10 protein-coding genes are annotated in these 23,804 nt (G+C 69.7%); 3 read left to right on the forward strand and 7 right to left on the reverse strand.

Annotated features, from left to right (window positions below; genetic code table 11):
• Positions 1-215: 215 nt before the first annotated feature.
• From FJV41_RS05740 to FJV41_RS05750, 3 genes are all read left to right on the forward strand, one after another.
• The gene (locus FJV41_RS05740; protein WP_141641394.1) at positions 216-3,602 is read left to right on the forward strand and encodes a DUF4082 domain-containing protein; all 3,387 of its coding nucleotides are present in this window, start codon (positions 216-218) and stop codon (positions 3,600-3,602) included.
• Between the two features lie 206 nt (positions 3,603-3,808).
• Positions 3,809-4,480, forward strand: a complete 672-nt coding sequence (locus FJV41_RS05745; RefSeq protein ID WP_141641395.1) for an SRPBCC family protein — start codon at positions 3,809-3,811, stop codon at positions 4,478-4,480.
• 245 nt (positions 4,481-4,725) lie between these two features.
• Positions 4,726-6,864 carry a catalase gene (locus FJV41_RS05750; protein ID WP_141641396.1) on the forward strand — a complete coding sequence of 713 codons (2,139 nt, stop codon included), beginning with the start codon at positions 4,726-4,728 and terminating at the stop codon, positions 6,862-6,864.
• 2 nt (positions 6,865-6,866) lie between these two features.
• On the opposite strand, the gene FJV41_RS53505 is transcribed toward FJV41_RS05750, so the two are convergent.
• From FJV41_RS53505 to FJV41_RS05785, 7 genes are all read right to left on the reverse strand, one after another.
• Entirely contained in the window at positions 6,867-8,306 is a 1,440-nt protein-coding gene (locus FJV41_RS53505; protein ID WP_246137021.1) for a hypothetical protein, read from the reverse strand.
• Between the two features lie 47 nt (positions 8,307-8,353).
• Positions 8,354-10,666 (reverse strand): penicillin-binding protein 1C, encoded by a 2,313-nt coding sequence (pbpC, locus tag FJV41_RS05760; RefSeq protein WP_141641397.1) that lies wholly within the window; start codon positions 10,664-10,666, stop codon positions 8,354-8,356.
• Positions 10,663-16,626: an alpha-2-macroglobulin family protein gene (locus FJV41_RS05765; protein WP_141641398.1), complete on the reverse strand. Its 5,964-nt coding sequence runs from the start codon at positions 16,624-16,626 to the stop codon at positions 10,663-10,665. The genes pbpC and FJV41_RS05765 overlap by 4 nt, the downstream gene beginning before the upstream one ends.
• A 240-nt stretch (positions 16,627-16,866) precedes the next feature.
• Positions 16,867-18,228, reverse strand: a complete 1,362-nt coding sequence (locus FJV41_RS05770; protein WP_141641399.1) for a serine/threonine protein kinase — start codon at positions 18,226-18,228, stop codon at positions 16,867-16,869.
• Positions 18,229-18,303: 75 nt separating this feature from the next.
• Positions 18,304-18,786 (reverse strand): GNAT family N-acetyltransferase, encoded by a 483-nt coding sequence (locus tag FJV41_RS05775; protein WP_141641400.1) that lies wholly within the window; start codon positions 18,784-18,786, stop codon positions 18,304-18,306.
• Between the two features lie 59 nt (positions 18,787-18,845).
• Entirely contained in the window at positions 18,846-19,805 is a 960-nt protein-coding gene (locus FJV41_RS05780; RefSeq protein ID WP_141641401.1) for a hypothetical protein, read from the reverse strand.
• Positions 19,806-19,826: 21 nt separating this feature from the next.
• Positions 19,827-23,798 carry an annexin gene (locus FJV41_RS05785; protein ID WP_141641402.1) on the reverse strand — a complete coding sequence of 1,324 codons (3,972 nt, stop codon included), beginning with the start codon at positions 23,796-23,798 and terminating at the stop codon, positions 19,827-19,829.
• Between the last annotated feature and the right edge of the window lie 6 nt (positions 23,799-23,804).

Consider the following 23,804-nt stretch of genomic DNA (forward strand, 5'->3'; position numbering starts at 1 on the left):
GGTATTCAGGCGAGCGGCTCGGCCGCCTGTCTTGATTCAGTGACAAATCCCAGCGCGGACTCACGCGCCGTGGCGCGCGCATATAAAAATCGCGTAATACGGAAATAACATGTGAGCCCACCGCTCACGGCATTGTCGGTGTCAGGGACAACCAGCAAGATGCCGCGGCCTCTGCGGCCCCCTGTCTCGTCGTGCCCCCCCAAGGAGAAGTCCGAATGACACCCTCGAAGCCACGACCCACCCGGGTCTCGCGACAGCCACGCGTCCACGCGCTGGCGCTGCTCGCGACTGTCCTGCTCGCGCTGCCCACCGCCGCGCGCGCCCAGACGACGTACACGCTGTTCGCCCCCGCCTCCGCGCCCGCCGTCCCCTCCGTCACCAATGACTTCGCCGCCGTGGAGCTCGGCGTGAAGTTCCAGTCAGACATCGAGGGAGACATCCTCGGCATCCGCTTCTACAAGGGCACCGCCAACACCGGCACCCACGTGGGAAGTCTCTGGAGCGCCGCCGGCGTGCGCCTCGCCTTCGCCACCTTCACCGGTGAGACGGCCTCCGGCTGGCAGCAGGTGACGTTCTCCACGCCCGTGCGCATCAGCGCCGGCACCACGTACATCGCCTCGTACCACGCGCCCGGCGGAGCCTACGGCTTCACCAGCGGAGGCCTGGCGTCGGCCGTGGACTCCCCTCCCCTGCACGCGCTCGCGAGCGGCACCAGCGGCGGCAACGGCGTCTTCACCTACGGCGCCGCGGGCTCCTTCCCGACGAGCAGCTTCGGCAGCTCCAACTACTGGGTGGACGTCGTCTTCCGCCCCGCCGCCCCCGTCACCCTGTGGCCCTCCACCGCCACGCCCGCCGTCGCCTCCGTCACCAATGACGCCCTCCCGGTGGAGCTGGGCATGAAGTTCAAGACGAACGTGAGTGGCAACGTGCTGGGCGTGCGCTTCTACAAGGGCGCCGCCAACACCGGCACCCACGTGGGCAGCCTCTGGAGCGCCAACGGGCAGCGCCTGGCCTTCGCCACCTTCACCGCCGAGACGGCCACCGGCTGGCAGCAGGTGACGTTCTCCACCCCCGTCGCCATCGCCGCCAACACCACCTACATCGCCTCGTACCACGCCCCTGTCGGCTCGTACGCGTTCGACAACGGCGGCCTCGCCAGCGGCCAGGACACCCCGCCCCTCTTCGCGCTGCCCGGCAGCACCAGCGGCGGCAACGGCGTCTACACCTACGGCGCCGCGGGCTCCTTCCCCGTCAACAGCTTCGGCAACTCCAACTACTGGGTGGACGTCGTCTTCCAGGCCACCGGCGCGCAGCCCCCGACGCAGCCCCCGGGCAACACCTTCCGCCTCTTCGCCGCCACGGCCACCCCCGGCACCGCCACCGCCAATGACACCGCCGCCATCGAAGTGGGCGTGAAGTTCCGCGCGGACGTGGACGGACAGGTGAAGGGCGTGCGCTTCTACAAGGGCAGCGGCAACAACGGCACCCACGTGGGCAACCTGTGGAGCGCCGCCGGTGCGCCCCTGGCCTCCGCCACCTTCACCAACGAGACGGCCGCGGGCTGGCAGGAGGTGACGTTCTCCACCCCCGTCGCCATCACCGCCGGCACCACCTACGTGGCGTCGTACTTCGCGCCGCTCGGTGGCTACTCGTTCGACAACAACGGCCTCACCGCCGGCGTGGACGCCCCTCCGCTGCACGCCCTGCCCGGGGCCACGACGGCCGGCGGCAACGGCGTCTTCGTCTATGGCTCCACGTCCACGTTCCCCAACGGCAGCTACCAGAACTCCAACTACTGGGTGGACGTCGTCTTCGAGTCCAATGGGCCGCCGCCCCGTCCGGGCGTCCACGGCGCGGGCCCGGTGCTCGTGGCCACCTCCCCCGGCAACCCCTTCACCGACTACCTGCGCGAAATCCTGGAGGCCGAGGGCATCGCCGCCTTCGCCACCACCGACGCCGGCAACATCGGCGTCTCCGTCTCCCTCAATGACTACAAGGTGCTGGTGCTCGGAGAGCAGACGCTGAGCGCGGCCCAGGTGACGCTCGTCACCAACTGGGTCACCGCCGGTGGCAGCCTCGTCGCCCTGCGGCCCGCGGCGAACCTCCAGTCCCTGCTCGGCCTCAATGCCTCTCAAGGCACGCAGGCCAATGGCTACATCCTGGTCAACGCCACCCAGGCGCCGGGCACGGGCATCACCGCGGAGACGATGCAGTACCACGGCCTCGCCGACCTGCGGACCGTGGTGGCTGGCACGCGCACCGTCGCCACGCTGTACGCGGATGCCACCAACGCGACGGCGTACACCGCCGTCAGCCAGCGCACCGTGGGCACCGGCACCGCCACCGCCTTCATGTATGACCTGGCGAAGTCCGTCATCTACACCCGCCAGGGCAACCCCGCCTGGCAGGGACAGAACCGGGACGGCTCCTCCATTGGTCCGGGCGCGCGCGCCAGCGACATGTTCTACGGCAACGCGTCCTTCGACCCGCAGCTGGACTGGGTGAACCTGGGCAAGGTCCAGATTCCCCAGGCGGACGAGCAGCAGCGCCTGCTCGCCAACGTGCTGCACCAGACGAGCACCACGCCGCTGCCGCGCCTCTGGTACTTCCCCCGCTCCAAGAAGGCCGTCGTGGTGATGACGGGCGACGGACACCCGGGCGGCGCCTCCACCCAGCGCTGGAACCAGTACCTCGCCGACAGCACGTCCGGGTGCAGCGTGGACGACTGGGAGTGCATCCGCGGCACCATCTACGACTACGTGGGCGGACTGAGCACCACCCAGGCCAACGGCTACGTGGCGCAGGGCTTCGAGTACGCGCTGCACATCAACACCGGCTGCGCGGACTACACGGCCAACACCCTGAACCCGAACTTCTTCACCCCGCAGCTGGCGAGCTTCGCGTCCGCCTTCCCCGCCGTCCCCGCGCCCGTCACCAATCGCACGCACTGCATCGCGTTCAGCGACTGGTCCACCCAGCCCAAGGTGTCGCGCCTGCACGGCATCCGCATGGACACCAACTACTACTACTGGCCGGAATACTGGGTGCAGGACCGCCCGGGCATGTTCACCGGCTCCGGCCTGGCCATGCGCTTCGCGGACCTGGACGGCACCCCGCTGGACGTCTACCAGCTCGCCACGCAGATGACTGACGAGTCCGGTCAGTCCTATCCGCTGCACATCGACACGCTGCTGGCCAACGCGCTGGGCACCAAGGGCTACTACGGCGCCTTCAACGCCAACATGCACGTCGACTCGCAGCCGTCGGCCGGCTCCTCCGGCTCGGCCGCCATCATCGCGTCCGCGAAGCGTGACGGCGTTCCGGTCATCACCGCGAAGCAACTGCTGGAGTGGCTCGATGCACGCGAGGCCACCCAGGTGTCCTCCCTGGCCTTCACCGGCACGGTGCTCACCTTCAACGTGACGAGCCCCGCGCGCAACCTGTCCCTCATGGTCCCCACCCGCACCACGACGGGCCGCACGCTGCTGTCCGTCACCCGCGCGGGCTCCGCCGTGACGACGGTGACGCGCACCATCAAGGGCGTGGACTTCGCCTTCGTCGACGGCGCCCTGGCCGGCACCTACACCGCCACCTACAACTGAGTCACTCGCGCCCCCACCAGGCGCGTCATCGTGCGGGGCCCGACGCAGTGCATGCGCGTCGGGCCCCGTTTCATTTCACCTCCGATGAAACCTGGGAGGTCCTGCCTTTGACATGGGGTGCCTTGTGTCGGATGGCCCGCAGCCTCTATGACGCGCCACCGGTCAGGCGCCCTGCTGGCCGCCCCCGAACAAGGACTCCACACCCCATGCTCAAGAAGATTCTCATTGGCCTCGCCGCCCTGCTGCTCATCCTGGCGGGCATCATCGCCACGCGCCCCTCGGAGTTCACCGTGCAGCGCACGGCGACGCTGCCGGCGAGCCCGGACATCGTCTTCGCGCAGGTGAATGACTTCCACCTGTGGGCCGCGTGGTCTCCGTGGGAGCGGTTGGACCCGAACATGACGCGGACGCACTCCGGCGCGGCGTCGGGCGTTGGCGCCATCTATGGGTGGACGGGCAATGACGACGTGGGCGAGGGTCGGATGACCATCGAGGAGAGCAAGCCCAACGAACTGGCCCGCATCAAGCTGGAGTTCATCAAGCCCTTCGCCGCCACCAGCATCACCACCTTCGCCTTCAAGCCCGTGGAGGGCGGCACCGAGGTCGTCTGGAGCATGACGGGCACCAACGGCTTCATCGCCAAGGCGATGTGCATGGTCATGGACATGGACGCGATGGTGGGCAAGGACTTCGAGTCGGGCTTCGCGAATCTCAAGACGGTGGTGGAGGCGGAGACGAAGAAGCGCGCCGAGGCCGAGGCCGCGCGCGTGGCCGCCGCGAAGGCGGAGGCGGAGAAGGCCGCCGCCGAGCTCGCCGCCGCCGCCGAGGCCGCCGCCGCCGCGGGCACGCAGCCCGTCGTCGCGCAGCCCACGCCGTAGTCGCCTCCCAGCACGACGGCCGTCTTCCCGACGCCCCTGTGTCGTGGTCCCCCCGGGTCCACGCGCGGGGGCGTCCTCGCGTGGGCCGCATGCAGTGTCGACCGCTGACACCTCCGAGGACCCGACCTGGCGGGTGGTGAACGCTCGCTCCCTTCGATGGAGCCTCTCTTTCCCTGGCACACGACGGCGGGCGTAGACCGCGAGCGCGCCAGTTCCCGGCGCGTTTCCTTCCCCTGGGAGCCCTCATGCCGCCGCGCAAGACTCCGTCGAAGCCGAACCCTCCGCCCCCCAGCAAGAACGAGCAACTGGAGGCATACCGCGCACGCCAGGAAGACACGGTGCTGACGACGGACCAGGGCATCCGCATCTCGGACACGGACAACTCGCTGAAGGCGGGCCTGCGCGGCCCCACGCTCCTGGAGGACTTCCACTTCCGCGAGAAGATGACCCGCTTCGACCACGAGCGAATCCCCGAGCGCGCCGTCCACGCGCGCGGCGCGGGCGCCCATGGATACTTCCAGGTCTACGAGTCCCTGGAGCGCTATACCCAGGCGCGCTTCCTCACCGACCCCAGCCTGCGCACGCCCGTCTTCGTGCGCTTCTCCACCGTGGGAGGCTCACGCGGCTCGGCGGACACCGTGCGCGACGTGCGCGGCTTCGCCACCAAGTTCTACACGCCCGAGGGCAACTACGACCTGGTGGGCAACAACATGCCCGTCTTCTTCATCCAGGACGGCATCAAGTTCCCCGACTTCGTCCACTCGGTGAAGCCGGAGCCGCACAACGAGATTCCGCAGGCGTCCTCGGCGCACGACTCGCTGTGGGACTTCGTCTCGTTGGTGCCGGAGACGGCGCACATGGTGATGTGGCTCATGTCGGACCGGGCCATTCCGCGCGGCTTCCGGCACATGGAAGGCTTTGGCGTCCACACCTACCGACTGGTCAACGCCAAGGGCAAGGCCACGCTGGTGAAGTTCCATTGGAAGCCCGTGCTGGGCACGCACTCGCTCGTCTGGGACGAGGCGCAGAAGGTGTCCGGCAAGGACCCGGATTTCCACCGCCGAGACTTGTGGGATGCGATTGAGCAGGGGAACTTCCCCGAGTACGAGCTGGGCATCCAGCTGGTTCCGGAAGGCGACGAGCTGAAGTATGGCTTTGACCTGCTGGACGCGACGAAGCTCCTGCCCGAGGAGCTGGTGCCCGTGCAGAAGGTCGGCAAGCTGGTGCTGGACCGCAACCCGGACAACTTCTTCGCGGAGACGGAGCAGGTGGCCTTCTGCGTGGCCAACATCGTCCCGGGCATCGACTTCACCAATGACCCGCTGCTCCAGGCGCGAATCTTCTCCTACCTGGACACGCAGTTGACGCGCCTGGGCGGTCCCAACTTCGCGGAGCTGCCCATCAACAAGCCCGTCTGCCCGGTGAACAACCACCAGCAGGATGGCTTCGGCCGGCAGACCATCAACACCAGCCGGGCCAACTACCACCCCAACTCCCTGGGCGGCGGCTGCCCGATGCTGGCCGACCCCAAGTCGGCCTTCGTCCACCGGCAGGAGCGCGTGGAGGGGCACAAGATTCGCGCGCGCAGCGGCAGCTTCGGGGACCACTTCAGCCAGGCCACGCTCTTCTTCAACAGCCTGTCGAAGCCGGAGCGCGAGCACCTCATCTCCGCGGTCGAGTTCGAGGTGAGCAAGGTGGAGCGCGCGGAGATTCGCGAGCGCGTGGTGAACCAGATTCTGGTGAACATCGACCGGCAGATGGCCGAGCGGGTGGCTCGCGCGGTGGGTGTCGCCCCACCGAAGCCACCCAAGGCCTCGGACGCGTCGGCGGGCAAGCCCGCGCCCAGGCTGAAGGCGTCCCCGGCGCTCAGCATGGAGAACACACCGCACGACTCCATCAAGACGCGCAAGGTGGCGGTGCTCGTCGCGGATGGCTTCGCGGGCAAGGAGCTGTCCCAGGTGCGCAAGACGCTGGAGGGGCTGGGCGCCCTGGTCGAAATCGTGGGCCCCACGCTCGCCCCGGTCTCCAGCGCGGACGGGAGCAAGGAGACGCCGGTGAAGACGTTCCAGAACACGTCGTCCGTGCTCTTCGACGCCGTCTATGTCCCCGGCGGAGACAAGAGCGTGACGGCGCTGAAGAAGCTGCCGCTCGCGGTGGACTTCGTGCGCGAGGCCTACGTCCACTGCAAGGCGCTGGCGCTGTCCGGCGCGGCCACCACGCTGCTGGACGCGGCGGGCCTGTCGCAGCCCATGGCCAAGGGACTGGATGACTCGATGGGCGTCGTGCGCAGCGCCAGGAACGAGACGCGAGGCTTCGGGCAGATGTTCGCCAAGGCCATCGCCGCGCACCGGCACTGGGTGCGTGAGGCGCCGCCCCCGGCGTAGCGTCAGCCGGGCGTGCGTCCCACGAAGAGGCCCAGCGCGAAGGCCGCCCCCATGAGGAGCAGCACCAGAATCATGGGGACGCCGCCTCGCGACTGGGCCTTCACGGCCATCGCCGCCTGTCCCACGCCGACCTGCTCCTCGGGGACGATGAGGCGGACCTTCATGACCGCCTTGACGAGCACGTCCTCCACGTCATGGAGGAAGCGCTCGTACTCCTCGGGCGCAAGCTCCAGGGGCTCGCCGTGGTGGGACTCGTAGCGCTTCGCCACGCCCTCGAAGCTGCGCAGCTGGGCCTCGCGCTTCGACACGTCCACCCAGCCGCACACGACGGACGGGCCGGAGCCCTTGCGCGGAACCAGGGAGATGGACTGGCGGGCCAGCTTGCCGCCCGCGGTGCTCGGGCCCTCGGGGTCGTCGATGCGCAGCACGCGATGCGGCCCGCGCCCATACATCTTCTTCGCCAGGGCGTCGCGCAGCTGCTCCGCGAGCAGGGCGGAGTGGTTTGCGAACATTGTCCGCAGCGCGGGGCCTTCCTCCGCGGCGGCGACCACCTTGCCAGCGGCCGGCTCAAGTGGACTGAGGCGCACCACGCCCGCCGTGAGGCCTTGTGAGGGCGGCTTTTCGCCCCCCTTCGACAGCCAGCCCGTTGCCTTCGCGGCGGGGGGGGGCTTTGACGGCGAGGCCCTGAGCATCGGAGGCGCGGGTGGGCGCAGCTCCGTGGCGGGAGCCGCCGGGGATCCACTTCCTCGAATCTCGGTGGCGAAGGGCGGCAGCGCATCGTCGCCCCGACCCTCGCCCGTGGTGAAGAGCTGGTATTCCTCGTCGTTGCCACCGTGCACGCCCGTGGCCGAGGTGTCCTCGTCGTCGTCCGCAGCGGAGACCTCGGGTCCCCGTCCGCGTGCGCCCGTGGCGCTCCTGCCGGTTCCTCGCGCTTCGGTGAGGATGGCCTCCTGGCCTCGGCCACCGCCCCGTGCGTCCGACGCTCCACTTGCCGCGCCCCTGCCGGTTCCTCGCGCTTCGGTGAGGATGGACTCCTGACCTCGGCCCCCCCGCGACTCCGACGCACCGCCCGCCTGCGCCCGACTTCCCGCGCGTGCCTCCGTGAGGATGGCTTCCTGGCCCCGGCCTGCCCCGCGCGCTTCCGTCTGAATGACCTCCTGGCCTCGACCACCCGCGCGTGGCTCGGAGGGGCGCGCGCCCGTGGCACGGCCACCGCGAGCCTCCGCGGCCTGGCCCTTGCGCACGTCGGTGATGATTTCCTCCTGCGCGTCGAGGGGGCCGATGCGCGTCTCGGGATGGGGCGGCTCCGGGGGCGCCAGACGCGTCTCCTCCGGGCGGTAGGACGACGGGATGTCCCGCGTCGCGTCCTCATCCTCCTCGGGCGCGATGCGCGTCTCCTCGCTCCGGCCGGGCCCACCGCCCCGCCTCTGTCCGTTCGCCATGGCCACTCCTCGTCCCGCCGAGGATAGCCCGGCCCGCGCCCGTTGGGTCAGCGCACGACGCGAACCCGCAACGTCCTCGCGTCCGAGCGGCCCCGGTCATCCACCGCCCGTACCACGTACGTCCCTGGTTTCGCGTCCCACTGAAGTGGCTCACCCCGCGAGGCCGTGCCCACCAGCTGCTCGTCCACGAACCAGAACACCCGCCGCACGTCCGCGTCCGTCACGGCCGACAGCGGCACCGCGCGCGAGGACTCCGACGACGCCCGCAGGTTGTAGTCCACGCCTTCCTCGGGCGTGGTGATGCGCGGCGCGGTGCCCGTGCTGGCGCTGCGCTCCAGGCCACAGTCCTCGCCCTCCGGAGGCGGCACGCGCCGGGGAAGGCCCGCCTTCTGGAACAGCCGCAGCAGGTCCGACGGCCAGAACTCGAACACCTCCGCGCGGGTGGAGGGCCCCGGTCCACACGCCCTCAGCCCCGAGCGAGTGTCCACCCACACCTCGCGGTGTACGTCACAGGTGTGGATGGGCGAGGTGCCCGGGATGAACCACGTGTCCACCTTGCGTGAGCAGTGCGGCCCCGGCAGCCCCCCGGACAGCGCGCACACGCGCACGCGACTCACGCCCTCCGGAGGCGTCTGGAGCACGCGGCGCACCTCCGCGTCGCGCGAGCGCACCGAGTCCACCAGCTCGAACATCAGCGGCGCGGCGGCCGTCTGTCCCACGAAGGCCGGGTTGGGCTGCCCGTCGAAGTTCCCCACCCACACCGCCACGACGTAGGGCCCCACCACGCCCACGCTCCACGCGTCCCGGAACCCGGTGGACGTCCCCGTCTTCCACGCCACGGGCACCGTGTCGCGCGTCCACTCCGAGCGAAAGGACTGTGAGGGCCGATTCGCCGTGGCCAGGGACTCCAGTACCAGGAAGCTGGCCTCCGGGCTCAGCAGCTTCACGCCCTCTTCCACGGGAGCGTCCACCGTCCAGCGCAGCGGGCGCAGGTGGCCGCCTTGGCCCAGCATCGCGTACAGCTCCACCAGCTCCGCCATGGTGACTTCGGCGGAGCCCAGCGCCAGGGAGAGGCCGTAGTGCTGCTCGTCGCGCAGGCCCGTCACGCCCGCCTTGCGCAAGAAGCCATGCAGGCCCGGGGCGCGCAGCTGCTTCGTCAGCGCCACCGCCGGAACGTTGCGGCTGCGCACCAGCGCCTCCACCGCCGGGAGCGGTCCCGCGAACTCCCCGTCGAAGTTCTCCGGGTCATACCCCCGGAAGCCCAGCGGCGAGTCCTTCAACATGGTGCGTGGGTGCAGCAGGCCCTCGTCGAAGGCCAGCCCGTAGATGAACGGCTTGAGCGCGGAGCCCGGCGAGCGCTTCGCGTGCGTGCCATCCACCTGGCCCTCGATGCGCGCGTCGAAGAAGTCCACCGAGCCCACCGCCGCGCGCACCTCCATCGACCGCCAGTCCACCAGCATCGCCACCGCGTTGCGGATGCCCATGTCGCGCCGGCGCTCCACGTACTGCCGGACGTGGCGCTCCAGCAGTCGTTGCAGGGGCAAATCCAACGTGCTCGTCAGGCTCGCGCCCACAGGGGCCCGCCGCAGCACGCTGCCCACGAAGTGCGGCGCGAGGAAGGGCAGGTCCTCCGGCTGGTGCACCGGGAGCGGCTGGGCCAGCAGCGGCCGGCGCTCCGTGTCCTCGGGGTGCTCCACCCGCCAGCGCTCGAAGAGGCGCAGCCGCGCGGCCGTCAGCGCTCCCGAGTCCCGACCCGGGTCCCTGCGCGCGGGGCTCTGCGGAATGACAGCCAGGGTGAGCGACTCGCCCAGCGTCAGCCGGGCCACGTCCCGGCCGAAGTACACGAGGCTGGCCGCGCCCACGCCCTCCACGTTGCGGCCGTAGGGCGCCAGGTTGAGGTACGCCTCCAGCAGTTCATCCTTGGACCAGGTGCATTCCAACTGCAGCGCCCGCAGCATCTGCAGGACCTTGCCGCCGGGCGTGCGCGACTCGATGCCATAGCGGATGCGCGCCAGCTGCATGGTGAGCGTGGAGCCGCCCATGCGCCGCCCGCCCGTCAGGTACGTGCTCCACACCGCGCGCCCCAGGGCCACGGGGTTGATGCCCGGGTGCGAGCGGAAGTGCTGGTCCTCGTGGAGCAGCGTGGCCTCCACGAGCGTCGCGGGGATGCGCTCCAGCGGCACCCACAGCCGGTACTTCTCGTCGGGCGACAGGGTGAGGCGCAAGAGCCGGCCTTCGTGGTCGAACACCGCCTGCGAGAAGCCCAGCCCCTCGCGCAGCGGCGGCCGGGGCACCGCGACGTACAGCGCCGCGAGCCCCAGCACCACCCCCAGCAGCTTGCGCCACCCCCGTCGAATCACGGCGCTGTCACCGTCACCTGAGACGCCACCGAGCGAGCCTTGACACTCCGGTCATACATGCCCTCGGCGAAGGCCGGAGGCATCACGAAGCGGCCCGCGTTGGTCGCCTTGATGCGGTAGATGAACTCCGTGACGGTGGTACCCGCCGTGCCATAGAGCACCACTCGGTCCTCGCGCACGTCCACGTACTCGGGGCTGAAGCTGGAGCGGTCGCTGCCCACCGGCGGCAGCCACCCACCGGCCACGGGTGCGGGCTCCGGCTCCCGGTAGGAGTTGTCCTGCGACTCGTCCTCGGACCCGCCGCCCTCGTAGGACTCGTCCCCTTCGGAGGAGCTGTCACCCTCGCCATATTCGGAGTCGCCCTCCGACTCGGGCTCGGCCTCGGGTTCGGGCTCGGGAGGCGCGGGCCGCTCCAGCACCACCTCGAAGCCTCCTGGCAGCAGGTCGGTGATGGCGATGTGGGACATGTTGCCCTGCAGCCCGCGAAGCTTGAGGTGCACCTCCACCTCGCCGCCCAGCGGGACGTCCGTCACCACCTTGCCGTCCAGGCTCCTCAGCTCGCGCTGCACCTCCAGCTTCTCGATGATGGGCGCCGTGGGAACCTGCGCGTCGTAGCCCGCCTGCGTCACCTGGAAGAACAGCGGCGCGCTCGCCCCGCTCTTCACCCGGACGGAGGTGGCCTGCTCGGAGAAGGCGACCTTGGGGAAGAGTCCCTCTGGCACCGTCAGCGGACGCAAGGTGTCCGCCACCTTCTCCAGCAGGGCCACGCCCGCGCGCGACGGCGTGCCCTGCTCACCCAGCGCCTTCGCGTAGGCCTCCAGGCCGAGGATGGCGTACGCGGAGGACAGCGTGTTGAAGCGCTCCTCTCCGAGCGGCTTCGCCAGCGACACCAGCATCGCCCCGGTGATGCTGGGGAGCCGCTCGGGGAAGTGGCGCGATATCAGGTAGAGCACCTGCGCGTCGTAGACGAGCCCGTCGTAGAGCGCCGCGTAGTCGTTCTCCTGGGGAGCGCCGATGAGCACCTTCTTCATCGCGCGTGTGGCTTCCTTCTCCTGCTTGAGCAGCTTGTACGTGGCGCCGACATACGCCGCCGTCAGGTCCACCGGCCACGTCTCCGCGGCGTTCGCGTCCAGCCACTCGCGCAGGACATTCACCGCCGAGCCCTGCACCTTGCCGTTGCGGGTGAGCACGTACTGCGCATAGGCCACGTTGCGCGCCTGGGTGAGGTCCTGCGGCTCGCGCTCCGCCAGCGTGCCCAGCCACGTGAGGCCCCGGTTCATCATGTCGGCGGGTACCGCGAAGCCGCGCTCCTTCGCCTCGGTGAGGAAGTGCAGCGCGTAGATGCTCGGCAGCACGGGCGCGTACGAGTTGGCGGCCCACAAGCCGAAGGCGCCCTCGTCGTTCTGCCGGGTGCGCAGCGTGTGGAGCGCGGCGGCGAAGCTGGCGTCGGCCACCTGCGGCCCCTGGCCCAAAAGCTCGCGGCGTCCCTTCAACGTCACCGCCGGGAAGGCGCGGCTGACGAGCTGCTCGGTGCAACCGTAGGGGTACTTCTCCAGGTACGCGGACAGGCCGCGCGCCAGGCCCAGCGGCATGGGGGACGCGCTCACCTCCAGCGTGCGGAAGGCGCCGTGCATCTTCCGGGGCACCGCGAGGTCCGCCTCGCCGTCCTTCACGTAGCCGCCCTTCACGGACGTCAGGTAGGGCACGGCCGGACGGACGCTCAGGTCCACGGACTGCCGACCCTTCTCCTTGCCCAGCGATGAGGTGAAGGTCAGCGTCCCCGAGCCGAGGACGGACTTCGCGCGCACCCGGAACGTGGTGCTCCCTTCGCGGCCCTCATCGATTTTCAGCGTGCGCCGGGCCTCGTCCAGGACCTCCAGGTGCTCGGAGGTCTTCAGCTCCAGCGTCACCTCGCTCCCCTTGCCCGCGCCCTCCACGCTGTTGGCCACCGCCACGCCCACGTTGAACTCGTCCCCGGGGGCGACGAAGGTGGGCACGCTGGGGGTGATGACGAAGGGGCCCCGGATGACGGCGCGGCGCGTGGAAGCGCCCACGGACTCCTGTCCCACGGCGACCGCCATCACCCGCAGCTCCCCGTTGAAGCTGTCCGGCACGGGGTAGACGAGCTCGCGCTCCGTCTCGTCGATATCGACGACGCCGGACCAGTACGCCACCGGCTTGTCCCTCTTGCGCTTGAAGGGGTTGAGGTTCTTGCCGATGGCCGCCATGCCCTCGTCGTCGCCACCCATGGAGGACACGGCCTTGGAGACGGAGAACTCCGGCAGGAGCAGGTCCAGAATCTGCCCCGTGCGCACCTCCAGCGCGCGCTTCTTGAAGAAGTGCGCCAGCGGGTCCGGCGTCGAGTAGCTCGCCACCTGGAGGATGCCCTCGTCCACCGCGTACACGACGGCGCGGCCCGGCCGGTTGCCCTTGTAGCGGATGCGGTACGGCTCTCCCGGACGCCCCTTCTCCGCGCTGGTCAGCGTCACCTGCAGGACGCGGCTGTCCTTGCTCACGGAGAACGGCACCACGCCGTAGCTCAGCGGACTCATGAAGATTTCCTGCGAGTCCATGGCGCGCACGAAGGTGACGTTGACGTACCCGTTGCCCTCCAGGCCCGGCGGGAGGCGAATCTTCTGCACGGTGCTGGTGGCGTCCGCCTTGAACCAGACCCATGCGTGGACGCGCTCGCGCTCCAGGGTGATGAGGCCCGCGCCGGTGTACGGCGCCTTGATGTTCAGCTCGATTTCATCCCCCGGCGCGTAGTCCTGACGGGAGAGCTTCACCTCCAGCTCCGCGTTCTTCTCCAGCGTGCGCGTGAGGTTGGCGTGGCCCGCCACCGTATAGTCCACGCGGCTGAGCTCCGTGCCCTCCCCGTCCTTCACCACCACCACGAAGTCGCCCGGCTGCTCCGTGGACAGCGCGTACTTGAAGCCAGCCTCACTGATGGTCAGCTCCCGCGTGCGCAGCACGGTGTCGCGGCGCGCGGACTGGTAGGCGTACGTGCCATTGGGCTGCTGCGTGAGGACGGACACCCAGCGCCGCTCGACGAGCTCCGCCTTGAGCCCCTGCACGGCCTTCTTCTTCAGCGTCGGGTCCACCGCGATGAAGTCCACCGAGCGCGCCGAGCCCTGGCTCAGGTACGTCAGCCCACCATCCGGCTTGAAGCCGACAAGGTACGGCAGGGGAGACACCAGCACGGAGGCCTCGGAGGACACGCCTCGCCCGCCCTCGGCCTCGTAGCCCTCCGCGAGCAGCGACACGCGCCACGTCGCCTTCTCGAACTTCTCCAGGCCCAGCTCCAGCTCCACCTCGCCCTCGTCGTTGGTGGTCGAGTCCTCCAGGCGCTCGCTGAAGCTGCGCGTCGCCATCATCGGGTCATGGAAGGTGTAGCCCGGGTACTGACGGAAGCCGGGATACGCAGGGCTGAAAGACAGCTCCGCGGACACTCGCCGGTCCGCTGCGGCGATGCCGAAGAGGTTCTTCAGTGTCACCCGGCCCTTGAGCCCCTGGGGCGGCACCCAGCCTTCGAGCCGGTCGGTTTCGAAGCGCGTGGTGATGCGCATCCGGTCCGGGAGGAACTCCTCCACGCGCACCTGCGTCGAGCCGAGCAGGCTGCCTCGCAGTCCATCCTTCACCACGTACAGGTTCACCGCGTAGTGGCCCGTGGGAGACGTCTCCTCCGTCGTGTACTGGAGCGACTCCAGTCCGGTGGCGGAGAGGGAGAGCTTCTGCTTGTGCACCTCCAGGCCGCGAGGGTCCGTGACGGAGGCCTCCAGCGGCACGCCCGTGGGCGGCTGGCTCCAGTCGGAGGGCTTCACCACCATGGCGACGTGGAAGGTGTCGCCGGGTCGGTACAGGCCCCGGTCCGAGAAGAGGAAGGCCGTCAGGCGCTCCGGCGTGGTGCCGCTCGTCATGCCGCCCACGTCGAAGCGGCTGAAGTTGAGCTGCCGGTCCGAGCGATTGAAGGGAAGGAAGGCGAAGTCCTCACCCTTGCGCGCCAGATAGGCGATGGGCGTCTGCTCGCGCGTGAAGTCGGTCAGCTTGGGGAAGGCCACGTGGCCGTCCGCATCGGTGGTCGCGCTGAGCACCGGCAGGCCGTTCTTGCCCAGCACGCTCACCGTGACGCCTTCGGCGGGGAGCCCCGCGCCGAGCGACTGCACGAAGAGGTCATGCGAGCCATCCGCGCTGTCCTTCACCACCAGACCCAGGTCCGTCACCAGCAGGAGCCGTGAGTCCTCCTTGCCCGTCGTCCGATTGTGCGCGGCGTCCCAGCTCTGCACCTTGAAGAAGAACAGGCCCCGCCGGGCCGAAGGGTTGTTCGCGGGGGTGAGGTACTCCGTCAAATCGAACGCGGCGTACTGCGCCTTGCCCCGGCCCACGCCTTCCAGCGGGCGCACCACGGAGAAGCTCTCGGTGATGTTCTGCTCGTCGAAGCGGTAGTTGCTGAAGCTGGGGTGCGCGAAGCGGCCCTCTGTCTGACTCACCAGGTGGTTGAGCTGGTCCGGCAGCACGCGGCCCAACTGGAAGCGCAGCGCCTGGACGTCACGTGAGAGGACGGTGACCTTCTTCTCACCGGCGAGGCTGAGCAGCGCGCCCTCGTGGAGGATGCTCACCTCCTCGGGGAAGCGCGGCACGGACTCGGTGCTGTTGAACTCCTCGGCCAGCACGTAGCCGCCGGCGGAGCGGGTGCCCTTCTTGAGCCGGATGTAGAGGTAGCGGCCCACGTCCGCGCGGATGCGGAAGCTGTGCAGCGTGGCGTGTTCCTTGTCCGCGGGCACCGGGTCCAGCGCCAGTTTCTCCGCCTTCGCGAGCAGCTCGTCGCCGATGAGCCGCGCATCGCTCCAGGAATGGTTGGTGCGCGCGGCCTCGTCCGCGGTGGCGGGCTTGTCCTTGGGCAGCACCCAGACCTGGAGATTCTTTCGCAGCTCCTCCTCGGTGACCCCCGTGGTCAGGTTGACGATGAGCACCTGCTCGGGCTCGTAGCGGTCATTGCGCACGAGCGACACGTGGGTGCCCGACACGCGGAAGTAGCTGAACATGCCGGGGATGGTGACCTGCCGTTCCTGTATCCCTTCGGTCCCCTTGCCTCCCCGCGCGGCCTGGACGCCGGACGCCATCCGCAACACCATGGTGGCCTCCTTGTCGGGGATGGGGATGAGGTCCGACTGGAGGTAGGCCTGTCCCTTCAGCTTGTCGTAGGTGACGTTGAACTTGTGCTCTTGGGGACGGGAGCCCAGCAGCCCTTCCTTGGGCACGTCGAAACGCAGCGAGAGGTTGCGCACGAGCGAAGCCGGGTCCACCGGATGCGAGAAGGCCACCGTGGCCACCACGCGCTTCTCCTTCGGATTGCGCGGGTCCTCGTAGAACTCCATGCTGTTGATGGACGCGGTGAAGGGCTCCGAGCGGAACAGCGTCTCGTAGGACTCGAGCAGGATGTGCTCGGGGAAGAGCGAGCGGTCCAGCGTGACGCGGTACTCCTGCCCCACGCCCCAGTCGGCACCCGGAACGAAGGAGAGCGTCCGGTCATTCGACCAGCGCCACGTTCCAGGATGCTCGGGCTTGAGGGTGATGCCCGCCGTCACCGGCTTGCCGATGGCTTCCAGCGGGGCCACCGAGCCGGTGAACCGCACGTGCACCGAGTCCCACCGAGGCGTGCCGTCGTCGAGCGGCGTCAACGAGGGAGACGTGGCGCTGAGCGAGTAGCGCACCGGCTGAGGCCGGCTCTGATACCAGCGATAGCCGGCATCCGCCGCGACGACGAGCAGCCCCAGGGCGACGACCGACAGCGCGATGCGCTTGGGATTGCGGCGGACCCAGCCGAACACGGCGCGCGCGAAGCGGGCGAGGGCGTGGCCCAGCACGGCGGCCCAGGTGGGAGGCGTCCAGCGAAGCTCACCGAAGATGCGGCGAGCGAGCCGAGGTCTCGGCGGGGTGGGTTCGGATTCGTTTGAGGACATGGGGTGTCGTGCGGCGGCGGGAGCCAGCTCAGCGAGAGAGCAAGCACGGGGCCAGCGCGGCGCGATGTAAGCACGGCGGCCGGGTGAAACTGAAACAGGGGGGCTGTGTACCGAGGACCGCGCGTCCCGTGCGCGAGGAGCCGCGAGTCACCACCCACGCGCGGCTGGCTGACCGCTCACCCGAGACGAAAATGACTCAGGAGGGAGGGCGTCGGGGTGAGGTGCGCCGGGCCCGCGGCGTCAGTACGAAGGCGAGCCACTTGACGGCGAGCCACTTGACCAGGGCAGCTCGAACCAGCGGCGCTTCTCATGGCCTGCGGGGCTTGCCGGCTGGGATTGCGGTGGGCTGTAGGACGGGCTGCCCCAGTCCGGAAAGTCGACGACCATCACCTCACTGCCTCCTCGGTGCGGCATGAGCCGAATCAGGCCCACCAGCAAGGCCGTCAAGGCCAGTATGGCGAAGACCCAACGCGGGTTGCTCCATTGCGAGGACCCGCGAGTGACCTCTGTCTCCTCATGAGCGGTGACCACCTCGAGTGGGGGCTGAGCACGCTCCTCGGCCTTCTCGACAGTGACGGGTACGGCCGCCGAGGCTTCGACGGTGGACTCCACGGGCGGATGCGCACCGCTCCGCTCCCGCCCTTCACCTGACGCCTTCGCTCCCTCGTCCGAGGAGGCCGAAACGACTGGCGTGGAGGGCTCGACCGTCAGTGCCTCGACCGACGCCCGCAGCGCGGAGAGCGCCTCCACCGCCGAGGAGAACCGCGCCGAGCGCTTCGGCGCGAGCAGCCTGCTCAAGAAGACACGGAGCGGCTCGGAGACCTGGAGGTGCTGCTCGAACGACAACACCAGTCCCTCGTCGACGAGGTCCGCGGGCTCGCGTCCACTGAGGGCATGGACCAGCGTCGCCCCCAGCGCGTAGAGGTCACTGGAGGGCTCCACCGTGCCACCGAGCTGCTCGGGCGGCATGTACCCGAACGTCCCCACCAGCGTGGACCCATGTGTCACATCGCGCGACAGGTGACGGGCCGCGCCGAAGTCCACCAGCGCCACGCGTCCATCCGGCCGGAGGATGAGATTCGCCGGCTTCACGTCGCGATGCACCAGCGCGGGCGTGCGCCGATGCAGCGCCGAGAGCGTCTGAAGCACCTGCTCCGCCAGCGTCCACGCCTCCGCCTCGTCCAGCCGGCGGCGCGTGAGGCGCTGGAGCAGCGTCTCCCCTTCGAGCAGCTCCTGCGCGAGATAGAGGCGCGTCCCCACCCCACTGCCTTCCTTGAAGCTCGCGACGAAGCGCGGAATGTCCGGGTGCTCCAGCGAGCGCAGCACCGTGGCCTCCCGCTCGAAGGCGTCGAGTTGCTCCACCCCGGGCACCAGCGCGAACAGCAGCTCCTTGAGCGCGACACGCGCCCCCTGCCCATCCACCGCCAGGTACACGCGACCATGCGGAGACTGCGAGATGAGCCGCAGGACGCGATATCCGCCCGGCGCCACGGCCGCGCCGCAATGGGCGCAACGAGCACCTTCCAGCATGGCGTCACACACCACACACGCCGCGCCCGCGTCCTCTTCACGAAGCCCTGACTGAGACCGGACACGCTCCACGCCGCACCTCCCGCGAGGGCTCCAGTCTACGGAGCCCTCCGGGACGAATGCGAACCATGGGCCAACCGAATCCCGCTACGTCCGGCTGTACACGTCCGGGTCATGCCGCTCCATGAACCGGTCCGGGCTCTTCAGGGGCGTGAAGCCATACTGGGCATACAGTCCGTGGGCGTCCCGCGTGGCCAGCAGGAAGCGCCGCAGCCCCTGGAGGTCCGGATGGGCGAAGACGACCTCCATCAGCCACTTGCCCAGGCCCTTGCCCTGCTGCGTCTCCAGGATGAACACGTCACAGAGATAGGCGAACGACATCCGGTCCGTGACGACACGCGCGTAACCCACCTGCGCGCCGTCCGCGCCATACAGGCCGAAGACCATCGAGTGACGAATCCCCTTCTCCACCAGCGCACGAGAAATACCCGGGCTCCAGTACGAGCGCGTCAGGTAGCCATGCACCACGTCCACGTCGAGGCGGGCGGAGTCGTCGGAGATGACGAAACCGTCCTGGCGATGAACCACATACACACCGGACACGGCGGGAGACACCGCTTGCTGGGTCATGCGAAACATGTTTCCCAGCCCGAAGCCGCCACGCAAGCCCGGAATGCGGAACGCCGGGCTCAGCGCTTCGTCGCGCCCGCTTCCCGGGCCTCCACGACCTTCACCCAGTCGGGCTTCACCGGTGTCGGGCGGTAGTCCTTGTCCAGCCGGACCTCCTTGCCCATTTCAATCGTCCAGCACTCCAGCTCGCGCAGCCACAGCTCGTGCAGGTGCGCGCGCGCCCGCTCCGGCTCCATGAAGACATACGCCACGCGTGTCAGCGGCTGCCCGGGCCCCACCGCGCCATCCAGACGCAGCGAGCACGCATCCAGCATCTCGCTCGCGGACACGTCGCGGCCGTGGATGACCATGCGCAGCAGCTTGTCCTTCGGCTCGTAGAAGCCGTCGAACGTGTGCTTTCGCTTGTACCCGGACCGGATGATGCCGCCCTCCGCGTTGGCTCCCATGCGCGCATGGCCCGGCTTCGCCTCCGCGAGCGCCGTGGCGGAGTCCGCCTCCAGGTCATGGAACTGGACCAGGGAGACGTCGTCCGGCCCCTTCAACAAGCGCCACGGTCCGAACTCCAGCCACCGGCGCGACACCAGCCGCGCGTGGCCCTGGCCGCGGAACGCACAGCCCCAGCCGTGCGGGTAGTGCAGGTCATCCAGGATGGGCGCGGCGTACGCCTTGCCGTCGACCTTCCAGTCCGAAAACAGGCTGGCGAACGACGCCAGGAAGAAGGGCAGCGGCGCCAGCTCCGCGAGCACCTGCCGCGCGTCCCTCTCATGCGACCCCGCGACGAGGGCCACGGGGGACTCGACGAGGAGGAAGTTCCAGGAGTCGCCCGCCCAGACGGCCTTCGCGCGCCGCCGGGCCTTCAGCATGCGCGTCTCCAGCCAGTCCGCGCCGGGCGACTGGTCCGTGAAGTCCACCGAGAGCGCGCTCGGGGACGTCTTCGGAAGGAGTCGGCTGACCATGGCCCGCACCAGGACTGGCAGGTCAGGACCCGACAGCCCCAGCTTCATCTCCGTCTCCGTCACCCCGCGACCTCCTGGCCCCCGCTACCTCGTGATGCCGAGGGTCTTCTCGAGCTCCGCCTGACTCTGGTTGAGGATACCCCGGTTGTTGGCATCAATCATCAGCGACGTCCCGTCGGCCTTGAAGACCTCCACCTTGAGGTACTGGCCGCCGGAGCCGTCGAACATGTCGTGCAGGAACTTGGAGTTGGCCACCACGCCCCGGGGGTCCACGAAGGTCTCCACCACCTGCTCGATGGGCGTATCCGTCCCGTCGAGCGTCTTGCCGTAGAGCTTGACCAGGTCCATCAACTGCTCCTGCTCGCGCTCACCGAACTTCGTGGAGACGTTCTTCAATTCGCGCACCGTGCCCGGCTCCAGCACGTCGATGCGGCGGTTGGCCGTGAAGCTGACGCCGAGGTCGGCCGCGGCCTGCTTGCTGACGGTGACCTCCGTGGCGCCGTGGCGCGTGCTCTCGAAGGTGGACTGGTACCAGCGCTGGGCGAGCGCGCCCTTGTCCGCGGGCCCCAGCTCCCGGGTGATGCGCAGCATCTCCGTGTGGCTTGCGGCCACCAGCGCCTGCTCGGGACTCTTGGTGACCTTGAGCGCCTCCGCGTAGGCGGGCGTGGCGCGCAGCCGGGCCGGGTCCGTCATCCGCGTGAGGAGCTGGTCGGTGTACTTGTCCTTCAGCTCGTGGCGCACGGTGCCGAACGACAGGCCCCCGGGCGACTCGCGCAGCAGATTGACCAGCTCCTGCTTGTCCTTGATGAGCCCCTCGGCCTCCAGCGACTTCACCCAGGCGCCGAACGGCGACTTCGGATTGTTGCCGCCCAGGGCGTCGAACGCCTCCTGGCGCGTGACGTTGGCGGGGAACTTGGGCTCGATGTAGCCGGTGGGCGCGTCGGTGAACTCCCCGAAGATGCCCTCGGCCTCCTTGCCGGACGGCTCGTACAGCTTCCGGGGCCCGCTCTCCACCGAGTTGCGCTGCAGGTAGAGCTGGCCGTTCTCGTTCTCCACCCAGAAGTGGTCCTTCGGCAGCCCCTCGGCCTCCGTCGTGGGATAGCCGCGATTGAGCGCCTCCGTCTTCCCCTTGCTGAGCTGCTCCGCCGCGACATAGCCGCGCGCCGGGGCCAGTGAGCCCACCTGCGCGGCGTGGGTGTCGAGCTGCGCGCGCAGGTCCGCGATTTCGCGCTCCATCACCTCGCGCTGCGCCGCCGTGGGCACCTCGCCGCTGCCGTTGAGCTTCTGCAGCCGCGTGTCGATGCGCTGCTGCACTCCCTCCAGGTCCTTGATGATGGCGTTGAGCTTCTTCACCTCGAGCTGGGACTCGAAGCCCTGGGTGCCGTAGCCCGGCTGCCCCGTGAGCGCCTGATTCACCCGGTCCTTGAGCTGACGGACCTGACCCAGCGGCCCCTCGTATTTCTGGAGCGTGCGGGCCGTCTCCATGTGCGCCTGGATTTGCGCGGGCGTGGCGTCCGGCCCCGCCTCGATTCGCACCCGCCCGTCGCCGTAGCGCACGTGCACGGTCCCGCCGTCCAGCGCCGGGTTCGTCAGCACCGGCACCTCGCGCGGAGCCGTCAGGCGGGCGGCGCCCTGCATCACGCCATCCATGGCCACGCCACCGCCGGCGCCGAACACGGTGCCCACCGTGCCGTCCACCACCGCGCGCTGGCCCACCTGCTGGAGGCCCGGCAGCAGGCCGTTCTTCCACGTCTCGCTCTGGAGGGACTGGTCCGTCGCTCCGCCCAGCGCACCGCCGACGCCGCCCTCCCAGGCGCCCTGGATGGCCGTGCTGCGCAGCCGCTGTCCCACCGTCTGCTTGGCGACCTGTTCGACGGTCTCCGTGGCCGCCGTGGCGCCCGCGCCGCCCAGGCCCTTGGGCAGGGGGATGACGGCGGTGCCGCCCTCCACGGCGCCCACCACCGCCTGCTGGGCGACCCCGTCCATGCCCAGCGAGTCGCCCTTGAAGTACGCCTGCGTCGCCACGCGCGTCGTGGCGCCCAGCGCCGCGTAGCCCGCGATGGCCAGCGGCGTCGCCGCGCCACCGGTGGCAACCACCGCCGCCGTCGTCACCACCGCGACGGCCGCCGTGGCCGCCATGTCCGCGGTGCTGTCCTTCGTCTCCTGCAGGTCCTTCACGTCATCCGTGGCGTACGTGGTGCGCCGCTGCGCCGCGGACGTGTCGCCCGTGGCGATGGCCGTCTCCGCCGCCGTCAGGTTGCGCTCCAGGCGCTCCGAGTCCGACTCGCCCTTGGTGACGTTCTGGATGGTGTCGATGATGCCCAGGCCGCCGCTCTGCTCGAACTGCTGCTGAGCCCGCAGGCGGTCCACTTGCTGCTTCGCCGCATCCGGCGCCTTGGGGTCGATGGCCCCCAGGTCATACATCTGGTCGACGATCTCGAACTTGTCGCGCCCGCCCAGCTCCGACGTCAGGTCCGAGCGCAAGTCCCGCTTGTAGAGGTCGCGGTACGCGGCGGTGATGTCATTGATTTGCGCCTTGGACTTGTTGCCCAGCACCTCGCGCAGCGCCGCCTCGTCCGTGCCCACGCCGTCCATGGCCCGGTGGAGCTGCTCGGCCGCCGCCTGCGCCTGGCCGAGCTTGTCATCGGCCGCGGGAGGGTTGAGGTAGCGCAGGCCCACCTGCGTGTCCGCGCCGCCCCAGCCCCGGACCTCGGACTCCAGCGAGCGGCCCGTCTGCTTCTGGAACTCCGCCTTGAGGGCGGACATGTCCTCCGGCTTCGTGTTCTTCAGCACGTCGAGGATGGCGCTCTCGTCCGCGCCGAACCAGCCCTGCGTCGCGCTGTTGATTTGCGCGGCGCTGGCGGCGGCCGGGTTGTCCTCCATCAGCCCGCGGGCGCGGGTGTAGTCCTCCTTCGACAGCTTCTTCTGAAGCTCCGCCTGAAGCGCCGCGTCCGCGAGCAGGACCTTCTTCTGCTCCGGGGGCAGGTTCTTCAGCGTGTCGAAGACCTTGTCGCTGTCGGCGCCGAAGAAGCCCTGGAGCGCGTCATGCACCTTGGAGCGCGCCGCGCCCGCCTCCAGTTGCGTCACCTGCTCCGGCGTGGTGGCGCGGGTGGTGTCCAGCAGGCTGTTGAGCTGCGTGCGCTGGGCGTCATCCAGGCGCGGCCCCAGCGCCTGCTTCATGAACTCCTCGGGCGTGGAGGCCCGGATGTTCGGATGGTCCTTGCCGTACATCTGCTGGAAGGAGCGGGCAATGGACTGACGCTCCGTGGGGCTGGCGTCGCGCAGCGTGTTGACGATGGCGTCCTTGTCCCCGAAGAAGCCCGTCTGCTCCTGGATGGCCGCCGCGCCCGCGTTGCCCTTGTTGCCGGACAGGATGTTGTTGACGCGGGTGAGCTCGTCACCGCTCAGCTCGTCGCGCAGGACCAGGTCCAGGTGCTCCTTGTAGTGCTCCCGGAAGGACTGGCGGATGAGCGCGATGTCGCCCGGCGTGCGCTTGTCCAACGTCTTGAAGATGGCGGCCTCGTCCGTGCCCCAGCCGGTGAGGCCGCCCTTCGTCGCGCGGTACAGCTCCGTGGCGTCCTTGGCCGCCTGCTCGCGGGTGTAGCCCGGCGTGACGCCCGGAGGGCCCGCGGGCGTCTGCCGTTGCGCCGGAACCTGGGTGGTATTGGCCGGAACGAAGGAGCTGGCGTTGGTGGCCCGGTTGCCCGCATTGCGGGCCGACGTCGCCGCCTGCTGGGCGAACGTCGTGGCCTGCTTCACGGCCTGCTCCGCGCGGGTCAGCTCGGCCTTGGGCGCGTTCTTCTTCTTCGCCTCCGCGAGCGCCGCCTGCGCCTGCTTCAGCGCTTCCTGCGCCTGTTTGGCCGCGGCTTCCGCGCGGGCCTGCGCCTGGGCCGCCTGCGCGGCTTGGGCCCGGGCCGCTTCCGCCGCCGCACGGGCCGCTGCTTCCGCCGCGAGCTGCGCCGCTCGAGCGGCCCGCTCGGCTTCCGCCGCCGCGCTCGAAGCGCCTGAATCCCCTGTACCCGTGGCTCGAGTGGAACCGCCCTCGTTGACTCGCATGCCCCC

Source organism: Myxococcus llanfairpwllgwyngyllgogerychwyrndrobwllllantysiliogogogochensis, from assembly GCF_006636215.1.
GTDB classification, from domain to species: Bacteria; Myxococcota; Myxococcia; order Myxococcales; family Myxococcaceae; genus Myxococcus; species Myxococcus llanfairpwllgwyngyllgogerychwyrndrobwllllantysiliogogogochensis.

What these genes read in the sequence shown, in the direction of transcription:
- FJV41_RS05740 (WP_141641394.1), top strand. Translation starts at nt 216, where the DNA reads ATGACACCCTCGAAGCCACGACCCACCCGGGTCTCGCGACAGCCACGC.
- FJV41_RS05745 (WP_141641395.1), top strand. Translation starts at nt 3,809, where the DNA reads ATGCTCAAGAAGATTCTCATTGGCCTCGCCGCCCTGCTGCTCATCCTG.
- FJV41_RS05750 (WP_141641396.1), top strand. Translation starts at nt 4,726, where the DNA reads ATGCCGCCGCGCAAGACTCCGTCGAAGCCGAACCCTCCGCCCCCCAGC.
- FJV41_RS53505 (WP_246137021.1), bottom strand. Translation starts at nt 8,306, where the DNA reads ATGGCGAACGGACAGAGGCGGGGCGGTGGGCCCGGCCGGAGCGAGGAG.
- FJV41_RS05765 (WP_141641398.1), bottom strand. Translation starts at nt 16,626, where the DNA reads ATGTCCTCAAACGAATCCGAACCCACCCCGCCGAGACCTCGGCTCGCT.
- FJV41_RS05775 (WP_141641400.1), bottom strand. Translation starts at nt 18,786, where the DNA reads ATGACCCAGCAAGCGGTGTCTCCCGCCGTGTCCGGTGTGTATGTGGTT.
- FJV41_RS05785 (WP_141641402.1), bottom strand. Translation starts at nt 23,798, where the DNA reads ATGCGAGTCAACGAGGGCGGTTCCACTCGAGCCACGGGTACAGGGGAT.